Genomic DNA, 13,185 nt, shown 5'->3' on the forward strand with positions numbered 1-13,185 from the left:
TAGGCACTCAGCATGACGAATAGAACGTGTATCGCGTACCTGGTATCCCGGTTTCCCCAAACGTCCGAGACGTTCATCGTGCGCGAACTCGACGCCCTCTCCCAGCGGGGGACGTTCGACCTGGAACTGTATTCGCTCTTCCCCTCACCCGATACCGTCGAACACGACGTTGCGCGGCGATGGACCGCGATGCTCCGGCGACCCGACCTTCGGGCGGGAATCGGCGGCCTGATCTGGGCACTGCGCCGTCGGCCACGCGCGTTACTCGACGTGGTCACCACAGTGCTGCGCGAACACTACCGGCGGCCGAGCATCCTCGCCCGGGCAGTCATCACCCTGGTGCTGGCGTGCGCCCACGCACGGCACATCACGGGGAATCCCGCTATCTCGCACATACACGCCCACTACGCCACCTACCCCACCCTGGCCGCATGGGTCTGCCACCGCCTCGCCGACGTCGGGTACAGCTTCACGGCCCATGCTCATGACCTCTATGTGGATGATTCGATGCTCCGGACAAAGGTCTCGGATGCCCGATTCGTGGTCACGATCTCGCGTTTCAATGAGGAGATTCTGCGCGGCCTCAACCCCAGTGGCACCTCGATCAAAGTGGTCCACTGCGGAATTGACCTGTCCCGATACAAGTTCCGCGAACGCACAGTTCCTCAGAGCGGCCCCGTGACCGCGCTGTGTGTGGCCTCACTGCAGGAGTACAAGGGACATCGATTTCTGCTGGAAGCGCTCGCCACGGGTGGCCCACAGACATCGCGCATCCGGCTCGACCTCATCGGGGCCGGCCATCTGGAGACCCAACTCCGCCAGCAGGCAGCCTCTCTCGGATTGACCGATCGGGTGCGATTCCTCGGCGCCCGCGACGAGGCGTATGTGGCTCAGGCCCTAGCCGATGCCGATCTTTTCGTACTTCCCAGTGTGATCGCCAGGGATGGCCAGATGGAGGGCCTACCGGTGGCGCTCATGGAGGCCCTGGCCTCCGGTGTGCCCACCGTCTCCACCGAGTTGTCGGGCATCCCGGAGATCGTCGTCAACGAGGTCACCGGATTGCTCGCAGCTGCAGGCGATTCGGCGGCACTGGCCGATGCGCTGGAAACGATGATGACCGATCCCGATCTGGCGCAGCGCTGCACCCGCAGCGGTCGCAACCTCGTCGAGAAGGAGTTTGACCTACGAGTCAACGTCGGGACGCTGGCCGAACTCTTCGAACACTTCGTCACCGACACCCGATAACTTCGGCCGGCGTCGACGTCAACAGACAGGTGGCTTGCGCTCCGGCAGCCCGGCACGAAAGGCAGCCGCCACCTGATCCCAGGACGCCCGATCGGCAAGCGCGCGACAGCCTTCCCGCCCCAATCCGTGCGCATACTCCTGATCGGTGAGGAGTCGAACCACCGCAGCTGCCAGCGACACTGGGTCCTCCGGCTCGACCAGCAGACCAGATACTCCGTCGATGACGACAGACGGTATGTCGCCCACGCGGGAAGCGACCACCGGCCGCCCCAGGGTGTGGGCTAGGTGGGCAACTCCGGATTGGCTACTGCGCTTGTATGGCAAGACAACACAGCGTGCACGCGCGAAAAGGCTTGAGACCTCCGCCACGGGGATGTAGCCGGCGTGCAACTCCGCGCCGGCCAACCGGTCGACCTCATTGCGCAGCCCGGTCTCGTCGACATCCGCACTGAGCGCTCCCGCTATCACGAGTTGGGCGGCGGGCACGCGGGCGCGCACCGCCGGCCACGCGGCGCATAGAGTGTCGATCCCCTTGTAGTTCGTGATCGTGCCGAACACCAGCGCGACAGGTTGGGTACTCGACACCTCCGGCAGCTCGGCTCCGGCGAAGATTCCTTCGTCGCCATGCGGCATGACCCGAACCCTCGCGGTGGTCGGCCAGACCTCAGTTACCACCTGCTTCGCGGAATCACCGAGTACATAGACAACATCGAGAACGGCATAGGCTCCGGCCAGCGCACCGCGCGTCGCCGCCGAGGCCTTGTACATGCCGTCATGTCCGGGTTGTTCGACAAGAGGTCGGGGCTCGTGGGCTACGAGCACCAATGTCGCCCTGGGCAGCAGTCGCCGAACCACCTGCACTCCCCACCCGTCAACCGGGAACCGCCATGAGGACCACGCCACGATGTCGGGCCGGGTCACGGACAGGTAGCCGATCAGAATCAGCCACGCCAGGGCATGCTGAACGCCGCGGACCGCGCGGCGAGCCTTGCGCCACCACTCGGGCGCGCCCGCCCCCGCTGTGGGATGCCAGGTGGGCAGAATACTGCGTACCCGGCATCCAGAAACGCGGGAATCCAGTTCCGGTGACGGTCCTGTGATCACATCCACCCGGTCGCCGTCCTTGGCCAGCGCCTCACCCAATTGCAGTGCGAACTGGAACAAGCCGCCGGACGGTGGAAACTCCACCAAGACGATGCGTTTCACAACCACGCCCCATTCAGTGGGTAGCACCTCGGCGAGCCGTCAGGCAGGCGCCAAGACACGGAGCCGACTCCAGGGAATGCCCGGCATATCATCGTAATCCCATCTGAAACCCGCTTTTTCGTACACCGAACCCAGTGCCCCTTGGTCATTGTGATCGAGTTCGAAGCTCATGCTCAACGGCGCCTCGGCCTTGTCCACAATGTATGCCCCGTACTTCTGCAACGCGCGAGCCACCGTCCGCTCGCCCGGCGTCAATTCCAATTGGTCGAGGGCAATGGTGGGGTCGAGCTGGAGGCGGGCGCCCTCTGGCACACAATCGGGCCGATATGACCCACCGTCAGTCTTCATGGCGGGAGACCAGAAGACATCGGCGCAGGCGTTGTCGGTCTGCAGTGCCAATGCGTGTGGGATGTCATCAGCAGAGATCTCCGTCAACCTGATGACACCCCCGAGCCGTGACGCTCCGGATGCCGTTCCGGCTCCGTCGATGCCGGTGCCGGTGCCCGGTGAGCCTGCATCGCCTTCGCCCCAGCCCGATCCGCCCAGCGGCGCCACCGCCGCCCAACTGGTCTTCCAGCCTGCGCCATCGTGCACCGCCTGCCAGAATTCGTAGACTAGGCCAGCCGATTCGTCGATGACCACCAGCGCGCCGTCCGAACCATGATGGGGGCGTGCCCCTTCGGGGATAGGCACCGAACGCCCATCGAACGGGCATGGCCCCCATGTCGTTACGGTGCACGGCACTTCGTAGCGCGGGGTTTCCGCATTCGCGTAGTAGATGGGAATCCCGAATTCCACCAGGTTTGCATAGACACCGTTGTCACGTGTCAGGTGCGCCACCATGGCATCGCTGTCCGGGTGGACCGAGGGATTCGCCGGTAACGGCGAACGCCAGGGACTGGCCGCGTCAAACGGCTGCGGTGCCGTGCGCAGCAAGACCTCCTCGGTCTGGCATCCGAGCGCTGGCGACGCAAGCAACATCAATCCGAACGCGAGCAACATTGCGATCCGGGGAACCCTCAAACATGCGTCCATCACATTTCTCATATCGCGGTCAGCACTCCGGTTCGCCACCACGCGAACGTACGATCGTTCGCACCAAAGCGATCACATCGGGTGCCGTCAGCCTGAGCACGGTGATATAGGTGATCAACCCCACCAGCGACACGACCAGCACGACCGCGAACGCGGGCCAGACAGAGATGACCTTCATGGCGCCGAACATCGCTGCGGCCGCTACTGCGGTCGCGGGCATCGGCTTGACGACTGCCCCGAGCACCAATCCCACTGGAACGTCGGCCAGTGCCCGGACGATGGCGATGCGGATACAGAAGTGCACGAATTCCACCGCGACCACTACCCACGCGACCATCATCAGGCTGTGCCCCGCCGCCCACCAGATCGGACCGATCATCACTGCCAGCTTGGCAACATTGATCACCGTAAGGACGGTTGGTCTGCCAATTGCCTTCAGCACATCGCCGGAGTGGAACGACGCGGAATACAGGAGGGTGTAGAGAGATATCACCGCCAGCGGCGCGGCGACTCCGCTGTATTTGTCGCCGTACAGCACCTCGACCACTGCCGGCGCTGCCACTGCGAGCGTGATACTGATCGGAGCTGTCAGCGTGACGACCATCGTGAGCACCTGGCCGTAGTGCTCCGCCAGCGCCGGCCTGTCGTGTTGCATTCGGGACAGTGCGCTGAAGAGGACGTCGCTGATCACGACGCACAGATTCAAGACCACCAGTTCTGGGATCCGATAGGCCAGCGTGTATAGCCCGAGTTCGGTGTCCCCGAGACGGGATCCGATTGCCAGGTAGTCCACGTTATAGATCGCGTAGGCAACCAAAGTCGCTGCCGTCGCAGGCAATCCGAATCGAACCAGCGCGGCGGCCTCACGACGATCGAATCCGCATGTCGCGGTCATCGGCTTTGCCACCCACCAATAGCCGACGCACATCACGAGTACGGCGGCGAGCTGGCCGTACACCAAACTCCAAACGCCATGCCCCGACAGCGCCAGGCCAATCGTCAGCACCGTTTTCACGATCGCACCGGAGACCTCGGGGATGAGGCGTCGTCGGAAATCGAGATTCCGGCGCAGCAGAGCTGACGGGACCGTACTCAGGGCATTGAGCACCAGCGCAATGGCGAGAACCCGAATCAGCGGGGTCAGCTCGGGGTTCCCCAGCACGGCAGCGCTCAGCGGTGCGGTCAGTGCCAACACCGCGCCGGCAACCACCCCGAACAGGATTGACAGGGTCAGGCCCGTGGGCGCCAGCCGCCGCCAATCGGACGGGCTCTGGACCAGCGCGGCGCCGACACCCATGTCCTTGATGTAGTCGAACAGGTTGACCACCAACAACGCCAAGGCGAAGAACCCGAACTCTGCGGGTGTCAGCACTCTGGCGACGACGACCGTCATGATCAACGTCGAACTCTTGCTCAGTCCGAAGACCAGATAGTTCCACGCCGCCTGCCGGCCGGAACGAGCCACCGAGCCTGCTGAGTCCGTCTCCTCAGAAACGGTCTCGGCATGCCGAGCGGCAAGCTCCGTACTGTCCGAAGACTCCGCAGCCGCCACGGTTACTGCCCACTTTCCTCGCCGATCACGGCGCCACGGTACGGGAGCACGGTCACGTTATGGCCGGCACTCCCGTATCGGAATCAGGCAGCCTTATCGCCGTCGGCCTTGCCCTGCGCACCATCGCTGCTCTTCGACGTGCCGGTCCCGGGATCACTCTTCACCGCGCCGCGCTCAGCGTCGGCCCCCGGTTGGCCCGCGCTCAGTCGGTCACGAACCTGGACCCGCTTGGCTTCCCGCTCGGCCTGCTTGGCTTCCCGCTCGGCCTGCTTGGCCTCGCGCTCGGCCTTCTTCGCTTCCCGTGCTTGCTTCAGCAGTGAATCCACCGAGACGCCGCGGTCGTTGGCACCGATCCGGTGCCGGCCCGTGGGTGCCTGCCCCTCGGTCGCCGTGTCATCGGTGGCTGCCGCAGACCCGGCAGGGTCGTTGTTCGTGTCCGACACACCCGATTCAGCGGGGGCTGCCACGACATCGCCCGGCGTGGGTGCCACTTCCTGCTCGGTTCCTGGAACCTCCGAAATCGCAGCTACGGGCAGTGCATTCAGCTCCGTATCGACGGCCTGCTTGTCGTCGACGACCTCCTCCTCGGCGGCCTTCTGCTCGACGGCCTTCTGCTCGGCGGCCCAGGAGAACGGCTTGTAGCCCCAGTCGGTGCGGGTGTCCGAGTCCGGCAGGTCAGTCGCTCCCAGGACCTTGTTGACGGCATCCTGGATGGTGGACGACGCGCCGAGCAACCCGTGTTCAACCTTGTCGATCAGTCCGTCAACGGACGAGAGGAGGTTGGTGTCGACGAATTTCTGCGTGGCACGGACTGCCGCCGTGACCTCGGTGCTCAGCTTCGTGGGCAGCGCCGCCACATCCGCAGGCAGGCCGGCTGCGTGAAGGACGGCGGTGGCCATCTCCCCGACCGCGTTGGACAGGCTCACGATGGTGTCCGCGATGTTGGTGTTCAGATCAGAGGCAAACCGAACCGGCAACGTGAGCAGATCGGCACCGGCGGTAACCAGCTTGTTGCCGACGTTGAAGCCGCCACCGATGAGCTGAGCCAGCGCCGTGGCGTAGGACGCCGGGTCCAACGGCTTGCCGCCGATCGTCTTCAAGGCGTCCTGCGTGGCGTAGATCGGGTACGCCAACACCCAGGCGCCCGACTTCATCACGGTCTCGAATCCATCGACACCCACATTGACGACGCTGGAGGCCAGGCCCAACGCGGCGTTGGAGAGGGCCGCGGCGGGCGCGATCGCCAATCCCTGAACCGCGGCGATGACGGCGTCCACGACGGCGCTGTCCGACTGGTCAGCGGCACGGTAAAGCACGTCATTGAGCCCGTATAGAGCCCCTGGAATCTGCTCCCACAGCCCGTCCACAACGGCATTGGCCGTGTTGAGAACGGCCTGCCCGGTCCAGTCCACGGTCTGCAGCACACCCTGGCCCACCACAACCACTTGCTGCAGGGCCGAGCTGGCCAGCCCGGTGTAGCTGGACGCCGCCAGCGGCTGGTTGATCAGGTTTGTGATGGCACCCAGCGCCGCGGTCAGCGAGCCGGTCACCGCGTAGCCGATGGTCTCGGCAATCTGCGCGGGAAGCATCGCAATATCGCTATTCAGGGCGCCGACAGTGGTTATGAGTTCGCTGAAGTTGCTAACCGAGTTGGCGCTGAGCGCGCTGAGCAGTCCGCGTAGCTGCACGGAGTCAGTTGCGTTGATCAAGCCGTTCCACAGTTCGGCGTTCACCGCGTTGGCGCGCGTCAGCACGTCGACGAGCGAATTCCCGGGAGCCAGGGACACGGCCTCGACCGTCCGCGTGACGTCGTTGAGCGTCGCTTGCAGGTTGGCGATGAGCGCCTGGACGTCCGCCGGATCGATGGCGGCGGTGAGCCGAACATTGGGCGAGGAGACGATCGGTAGCGCCCGTTCACCGCCAGGTAGCACCAATGGTGCAAACGCGAGGGTGCTGGCTGTCGTAAGCGCCATGCCGGCTGCGAACCAGGAACGTGCAGAGATCTCCATATTTGGCTACTTTTCCCATCGAGCTGTGTCCTTGTTTGTCGCAGGGACTATACAACGCGCTCAATGATTACGGCGAGCAGACTCATAGGATCTTGACCAGTGATTCTTGTCTCAGGTGCGATTCGCTGTAAATGCACGCTCCGGACTACTGACATAACTAACATCACCGCCAATTGCACTTTTCGCAAAGTTTCTAGACGGGCAGGCCCAAACAGTGTCATCTCTTCGTGGCGTAGCCGCCAACCCGCGGCATGGGGACGCGCAGCAACTTCGCGGAGAAGCTCGACCCGGACCTGGGCCGCGGTATTTGTGGCTGCTCGGTGCGACGGTGCCCGGAATGATCCCGCTGTCGTGGCTCCTGGTTCGCATGACCGACCTGAGCGTGTTCTGGTGGACCGGGCTGGTGATTACCTTCGGGGTCATTCCGCTACTCGATCGCCTTGTCGGCTCCGACTCGGAAGACCGACCCGAGGAAATCCTGGAACGCATCGAGCACGATCGGTTCTACCGGTGGGCTACCTACTGCTATCTGCCAAATCAGTACCTGGCGTTAATATTTGCCTGCTGGCTCTGGGCCGGCGGGGGCTGGCTATCGATGACCGTCGTCGACAAGTTCGGGCTGATGGTGACGGTGGGCATCGTCGGCGGTATCGCAATCAACACCGCACACGAGCTGAGTCATAAGCGAAGCCGCACCGAGCGGCGGTTGGCCACGCTCGCACTCGTGCAGACTGGTTACGCGCACTTCATCGTCGAGCACCAGCACGGTCACCACATTCACGTTGCGACACCCGAGGACACCACCACGTCCCGATTGGGTCAGAGCTACTACCGTTTCGTTCCTCGATCGGTCTTCGGCGGCATTCGCTTCGCGTGGACATACGAGCGGAAACGGTTGGCGCGCAGAGACAAATCTGTCTACGGCTCAGGGAACAGGATCCTGCGGGGTTGGCTGTTGTGTCTGGCGACGGGCGCCGTCCTTGCGGCCTGGTTCGGTCCCACCGTATTGCCGTGGCTTGTCGGCCAGGCCATTGTCGGTGTCTGCGTATTGGAGAGCGTCAACTACGTGGAGCACTACGGACTCAGGCGGCGAAAGCTGCCCGATGGCCGCTACGAACGGGTGACCCCGTCCCACAGCTGGAACAGCAACGCGATCGTCACCAACGTATTTCTCTACCACCTGCAGCGGCACTCCGATCACCACGCCAACCCGATGCGCCGCTATCAAACTCTGCGCCACCACGAACAGGCGCCGCAGCTACCGTTCAGCTACGCCACGATGATCCTGCTCGCACTGATACCGCCCGTGTGGCGACGCGTGATGGACCCACGCGTCGCCGAGGTGAGCCAGTTCCCCCGCAATCCGCTGAGGGCCGAAGTGTAGGCACGGTCGAGAAAGTAGTCCCGGCTTCGCCAAGAACCTCGATCCGCTTGTTACGTTGACCGCAATGCTCCCCGAACTGATACCGCTCGCACTGGTCGTCGCGCTGTCGCCGCTGACAATCATCCCGGCGGTGCTGGTGCTGCACTCGCCGTCGCCCAGACCGACTGGTCTCGCGTTCCTCGTTGGCTGGGTCGTGGGACTGGCCGTGCTGACTCAGATCTTCGTCGAGGTGTCGAGCCTGCTCGGCGGCGGATTGGACAAGCCACCGAGTTGGGCGTCCTACGTGCGCATCGTCGCGGGCGCCGCCCTTATCGCGTTCGGCGTCTACAGGTGGCTGACCCGTATGCGCTCCGAGCACTCACCCAAGTGGATGAGCAGCTTCGCGAAGATCACCCCCGGCCGCGCCGCCGTCACAGCGATGGTGTTGGTCGTCGTCAACCCCAAGGTGCTCTTCATGTGCGCCGCAGCAGGTTTGGCGATCGGCACCGAGGGTCTGGGCCGGGCGGGTGCCACGCTCGGCGTCGTGTACTACGTCGCGATGGCCGCCTCCACCGTCGCGCTACCCATCCTGGGTTACGCGGTGTCCGGTGACCGCCTCGATCAGCCCCTGTCTCGTCTCAAGAACTGGATGGAGGCCCAGCACGCCACCCTCATCGCGGCCATCCTGGTGATCCTCGGTCTTCTGGTGTTGTACAAGGGCATTCACGGCATGTAGCCCTCACAGGTCCGGCAGCCCAAGCTCGTCGGCATCGGCGGTGAGGTATCGCGTCACGGTCGGCGCCAACACCCTGATCACATCCTCGACGGGCAGCGTCGCAAGGGGCGGCACCTTCATCACGTAGCGCATCAGCGCGGTGCCAACCAGGCTCGTCGCGGCAAGCATCGCCCGCAAGCGCGCCTGCTCGCCGCCACCGATCACCTCTGCGACCGCGGTCAGAACGTAGGAGCGCATGAACGTCCGAAACGCCTCATTGGCATCGGAGTTCGAGGTCGCCGATGCCAGCATCGCGGCCATGCTCGACGCCGTCTCGGGCGCCTCCCAGATACGCAAGTACTGCGTGACCAGGCGTTCACCGATTGTGCCCGCATCCCCTGCCATGGCCGCCGCCAACTGGGTGGGGTCCACGATCAGCCGCAGCGACTCCCGGAAGAGATCGGCCTTGGAGCCGAACAGGTAGAGCACCATCGACGGGTCGACGTGGGCGTCGCGGGCAATCGCGCGAAGCGTCGTCTTCTCATAGCCGTCGCGGGCGAATCGCTCCTTGGCGGCGGCCAGGACCACGTCGCGTGATACCGGCTCGCCTTGACGCCTGCCCCTCTTCCTCGTTGTCTGTGCTGGTGAGGCCATATCCCGACGGTATCATTTCAATCTTTGTTGAATAATCGCTCACCAAAGCGAGTGAAGACTCCTGCGAAGGTCCGTGACGCCTCCACGAGTTCGGCCACCGCGACGTATTCGTCATGGCTGTGTGCCACCGCCATCGAACCGGGGCCGTAGACGACCGTGGGAATGCCCAGTTGGTTGCGCAGGAACCGGGCGTCGGTACCCAGGAAGAGGCCGCGCACGGGCCTGGTGGACTCGGCCGCGGACTGCACCAGGCCGACGAAGGGGTGGTCAGCCGCCAACTCAGAGGCCTCCGCGAACGCCAGTGCCTCGACGGTGCACTCCACATCGGGTACCAGCCGGTGCATCAGGGCGGACAGTTCAGCGAGCGCCTGCCGCTCGGATTGCCCTGGCAGCACCCGCCGGTCCACCCGCAGAATGCACGAGCTGGCGACGATATTGGGCGCGGTGCCGCCGCGGATCACGCCGACATTGCAGGTCGGACTGCCCAGCAGCGGATGCGGTGCACCGCCGAAGTCGGCTTGGTGCAGTGCACTTGCCAGCCGTGCCGCGTCGACGACCGCCGACCGGCCCACTGCCGGATCGCTGCCGTGCGCGGCACGACCGGTCACGGTGATCTCAGCCAGCAGCACACCCCGCTCGGCGACACAGACCCGAAGCTCGCTGGGTTCCGGCACGATCGCGGCATCTGCGGCTATTCGGTCGGCCCTCATCAGGGCCTCGGTACCCCAGCGACCGCCTGTTTCCTCATCGGCCACGAGGTGAAACACCACATCGCACCGCGGCGGCTCGCCGGCGTCGAAGCAGGCCCGCATCCCCTCGATGGCCGCGGCGATACCGCCTTTCATATCGCAGGCTCCTCGCCCGTACAGGAGGCCGTCGCGAAGCACACCGCCGAACGGCGGCAGCGTCCAGTCGTCCTCGACCACGGGGACGACGTCGAGGTGGCCGTTGATCAGCAGTACCGGCCGCCGTCCCACCGCTGGGCGGCCGGCGCCAACGACCGTTGCCAACACCGATGTGCGTCCTGGCGCCGGCTCGAAGACCTCGGTGCGTGCGCCGAGGCCCGCCAGCACGTCGGTGAGCAACGGAACGATCGCCGTCTCATCCCCTGGCGGGTTTCGGGTGTCGCACCGGACCATCGCCGCGGTCAGCTCCGCGCAGCGCGACTCGTCCACGGCCGACGCCGCCGCGCACGCGGTCGTCACAGGTAGCCCGCCACGTCATCGAGGAAACCGAGAGGCCCGATGCCCACTAGGAACTCTCGCAGTGCCGGCCGATGGGTGAACAGCTCGGCGAACTGTACGCGCGCGCCGTCGCGGTCACCGCTGCGAGCCATCAGCACGGCCCTCCAGAACTGCGCCTCTCGGTTGTCGGGACCGAGTAGATCAGCGGCATCCGAGAGACTGGACAGCTTGTCGTGCAGCCTGTCCGGCGTGACGTTCCGATAGGAACCGATCATCAGATCCTGCGCGAAGATGACGTCGCCGATGACGTCGAACGCCCGCTGCCGGGGCAGCAGGCGGGCCAACTCGGCGACCGGGTCGGCGTGATCGTCCACCCGGATGTCGACCAGAACGTGCTGCCACGGGCGCTCGGAGCGTTGGGCGCCGAACACGGTGAGCACCGCCGACTGGGAACCCCTGATGTCTCCACCGGCGGCCTCGGCGGCCGCCATCGCAGCCAGGATCCGGTCCGCCAGTTGCCCTTTGGAGTCCTCATAGGCCGACAACATGTCGCGGTACACCTGCGGGCAGGCCAACATGTTGCCCTGCACCGCAACCCCGTCGCCAACCAGACCGCCCGCCGCGGGCGCGCATCGCCCGCCGGTGAACGACACCGCCAAACCCGTTGCGTCCACGACGCCCAGTTGCCGGTAGGCGCTGAGCGGGTCAGCCGCCGTCACTGTGTCGACAGCCTCCTGCGCCGACGAGCCAGATCGCATGGCGGCGACTGCATGTGGCCCATAGTCGACGTTCACGAACGCCTGGGTCGCGACGACTCCAACGCCGGTCTCTCCCCAGCCGACCAGCCGGCCCACACCGAAGAAGTGGGACTGCGAGCCGATGCCGAGTTCGCCGGTCGAGGGATCGCGGGCCACAATCGAGTACGTCACGGGTTCACCTGTTCGGTTGGTCGGTGTTCTGGTCGGTGTGTTGGTTGATCAACTCGGCGACGCGCGCCGGCGCCTCGACCATCGGTAGATGCCCGATACCGTCGAGGACCACCGGGACACCCCCTGTGGCCGCCGCGATCTCCTCGGTCATCTCCGGTGGACACGTCGGGTCCGCCGTGCCGCCGACCGCGAGCACCGGTGCCTGTACCCGGCTGGCCAGGTGGCGGATGTCCGCTGCGAACGCGGCCCGCAGTATCGCGGCGACGGTGGGTTCTGGGCGGCCGCCCGCCGCGCTGATCGTCTCGTCCAGGCAAGGTGCGCCGCGGTGCGCGGGCCCGACGACCTTGGGCACCAGGTCCGCGAAGTACCGCTGTGAACCAACCGCTGCCAGCTCGGCGACCATCTGCTCGATCGCCGCCTGCGGCACGCCTGTGCCGAGCGTCGAACCGAAGGTGGTCACGCTGTGCACTCGTTGGGGGTGTAATGCCGCCAGCGCCAGCGAGATCGAACCGCCCAGCGAGCCACCCACCAGGTGCACGGTGTCGAGCCCAAGGGTGTCCAGCACGGCGAGCACGTCTGGGACGTAGCCCTCCTCGATGGTGAATGGGCCGCGCAGTCCGGACCGACCGTGCCCACGCAGATCGAGTGCGACAACCGGTAGGTCCAGCGCAGGCATCACCTGGCGCCAGACCACGCCCGCGGTGTTGATGGGGTGCACCAGTACCACCGCAGTGCGCCCAGCATTCCCGCCCGACTGGGTGACGGCCAGCGGTCCGGTCGGCCCGGCCACCGTTCGGGACTCGAACACGGCGGTCATTCGGTGGCGTACTTCAGCGCGTCCGCGGCGGCGGCCTCACTGACGTGCATGTGCCAGATCCGCCAGTCCGGCGAGCCCTCGCCGTCGTCGCGGCGGTAGAACTCGGTGTTGCGGAACCTGACCACACCGGAGTTCTCGAGGACACCGCTCGGGGTGGGGAGCATGACCTCGCACTCCCCCTCCGACGTGAGGAGCGCGACGTCGCCGAAGACCTGCACGGTCGGCTCGGCGGTGTCACCGATGCGGCTGATCTGCGCCCCGATCCCCTTTAGGTTGCGCCACAATCGCGCCTTGTCCGCTGCGCCGTGATAGGTGAATCCGTTGAGGTTGAACTGGAGATAGGTGTCATCGCCCGATGGGAAGAAGCCGAGCATCGACTCGGCGACGAGGTCCACGTTGGCGGCCAGCCAGGCGTTGTGCACCGCGAGTATCGCGGCGGAATCCGACTCAGTCATACCGGTTCCCTCTCTTGTGAG

General features: G+C 65.3%; 12 protein-coding genes. 3 read left to right on the forward strand and 9 right to left on the reverse strand.

Features of this window, described 5'->3' with window-relative positions:
• Positions 1 to 12: 12 nt before the first annotated feature.
• Positions 13 to 1,245, forward strand: coding sequence for a glycosyltransferase (locus tag ACZY0X_RS03850; RefSeq protein ID WP_463768255.1), 1,233 nt, complete (start codon positions 13 to 15; stop codon positions 1,243 to 1,245).
• A gap of 18 nt (positions 1,246 to 1,263) precedes the next feature.
• Here the strand turns inward: ACZY0X_RS03850 and ACZY0X_RS03855 are convergent, their stop codons facing one another.
• From ACZY0X_RS03855 to ACZY0X_RS03870, 4 genes are all read right to left on the reverse strand, one after another.
• Positions 1,264 to 2,451 carry a glycosyltransferase family 4 protein gene (locus ACZY0X_RS03855; RefSeq protein ID WP_463768256.1) on the reverse strand — a complete coding sequence of 396 codons (1,188 nt, stop codon included), beginning with the start codon at positions 2,449 to 2,451 and terminating at the stop codon, positions 1,264 to 1,266.
• Positions 2,452 to 2,490: 39 nt separating this feature from the next.
• Entirely contained in the window at positions 2,491 to 3,525 is a 1,035-nt protein-coding gene (locus tag ACZY0X_RS03860; RefSeq protein WP_463768257.1) for a hypothetical protein, read from the reverse strand.
• Complete coding sequence (locus ACZY0X_RS03865; protein ID WP_463768258.1) at positions 3,506 to 4,951, reverse strand: lipopolysaccharide biosynthesis protein; 1,446 nt, start codon at positions 4,949 to 4,951, stop codon at positions 3,506 to 3,508. Before ACZY0X_RS03865 ends, ACZY0X_RS03860 begins: the two co-directional genes overlap by 20 nt.
• Before the next feature lie 170 nt (positions 4,952 to 5,121).
• The gene (locus tag ACZY0X_RS03870) at positions 5,122 to 7,011 is read right to left on the reverse strand and encodes a hypothetical protein (RefSeq protein WP_463768259.1); all 1,890 of its coding nucleotides are present in this window, start codon (positions 7,009 to 7,011) and stop codon (positions 5,122 to 5,124) included.
• Positions 7,012 to 7,414: 403 nt separating this feature from the next.
• Here ACZY0X_RS03870 and ACZY0X_RS03875 point away from each other — a divergent pair, with 403 nt between their 5' ends.
• Complete coding sequence (locus ACZY0X_RS03875; protein ID WP_463768260.1) at positions 7,415 to 8,431, forward strand: alkane 1-monooxygenase; 1,017 nt, start codon at positions 7,415 to 7,417, stop codon at positions 8,429 to 8,431.
• 64 nt (positions 8,432 to 8,495) lie between these two features.
• Positions 8,496 to 9,146 carry a GAP family protein gene (locus ACZY0X_RS03880; protein ID WP_463768261.1) on the forward strand — a complete coding sequence of 217 codons (651 nt, stop codon included), beginning with the start codon at positions 8,496 to 8,498 and terminating at the stop codon, positions 9,144 to 9,146.
• A gap of 3 nt (positions 9,147 to 9,149) precedes the next feature.
• Here the strand turns inward: ACZY0X_RS03880 and ACZY0X_RS03885 are convergent, their stop codons facing one another.
• The 5 genes from ACZY0X_RS03885 to ACZY0X_RS03905 are packed head-to-tail and all read right to left on the reverse strand — an operon-like array spanning position 9,150 to position 13,164.
• Positions 9,150 to 9,779: a TetR/AcrR family transcriptional regulator gene (locus ACZY0X_RS03885; RefSeq protein ID WP_463768262.1), complete on the reverse strand. Its 630-nt coding sequence runs from the start codon at positions 9,777 to 9,779 to the stop codon at positions 9,150 to 9,152.
• Between the two features lie 17 nt (positions 9,780 to 9,796).
• Positions 9,797 to 10,984 carry a M20 family metallopeptidase gene (locus ACZY0X_RS03890; protein ID WP_463768263.1) on the reverse strand — a complete coding sequence of 396 codons (1,188 nt, stop codon included), beginning with the start codon at positions 10,982 to 10,984 and terminating at the stop codon, positions 9,797 to 9,799.
• A complete protein-coding gene (locus ACZY0X_RS03895) occupies positions 10,981 to 11,892 on the reverse strand; it encodes a DUF1028 domain-containing protein (RefSeq protein WP_463768264.1) in 912 nt (303 codons plus the stop codon). Before ACZY0X_RS03895 ends, ACZY0X_RS03890 begins: the two co-directional genes overlap by 4 nt.
• Positions 11,893 to 11,896: 4 nt before the next feature.
• The gene (locus ACZY0X_RS03900) at positions 11,897 to 12,709 is read right to left on the reverse strand and encodes an alpha/beta fold hydrolase (protein WP_463768265.1); all 813 of its coding nucleotides are present in this window, start codon (positions 12,707 to 12,709) and stop codon (positions 11,897 to 11,899) included.
• Positions 12,706 to 13,164, reverse strand: a complete 459-nt coding sequence (locus tag ACZY0X_RS03905; protein ID WP_463768266.1) for a Cif family virulence factor — start codon at positions 13,162 to 13,164, stop codon at positions 12,706 to 12,708. The genes ACZY0X_RS03900 and ACZY0X_RS03905 overlap by 4 nt, the downstream gene beginning before the upstream one ends.
• Positions 13,165 to 13,185 lie beyond the last annotated feature (21 nt).

It is taken from the genome of Mycobacterium sp. IDUB_39, assembly GCF_055419205.1.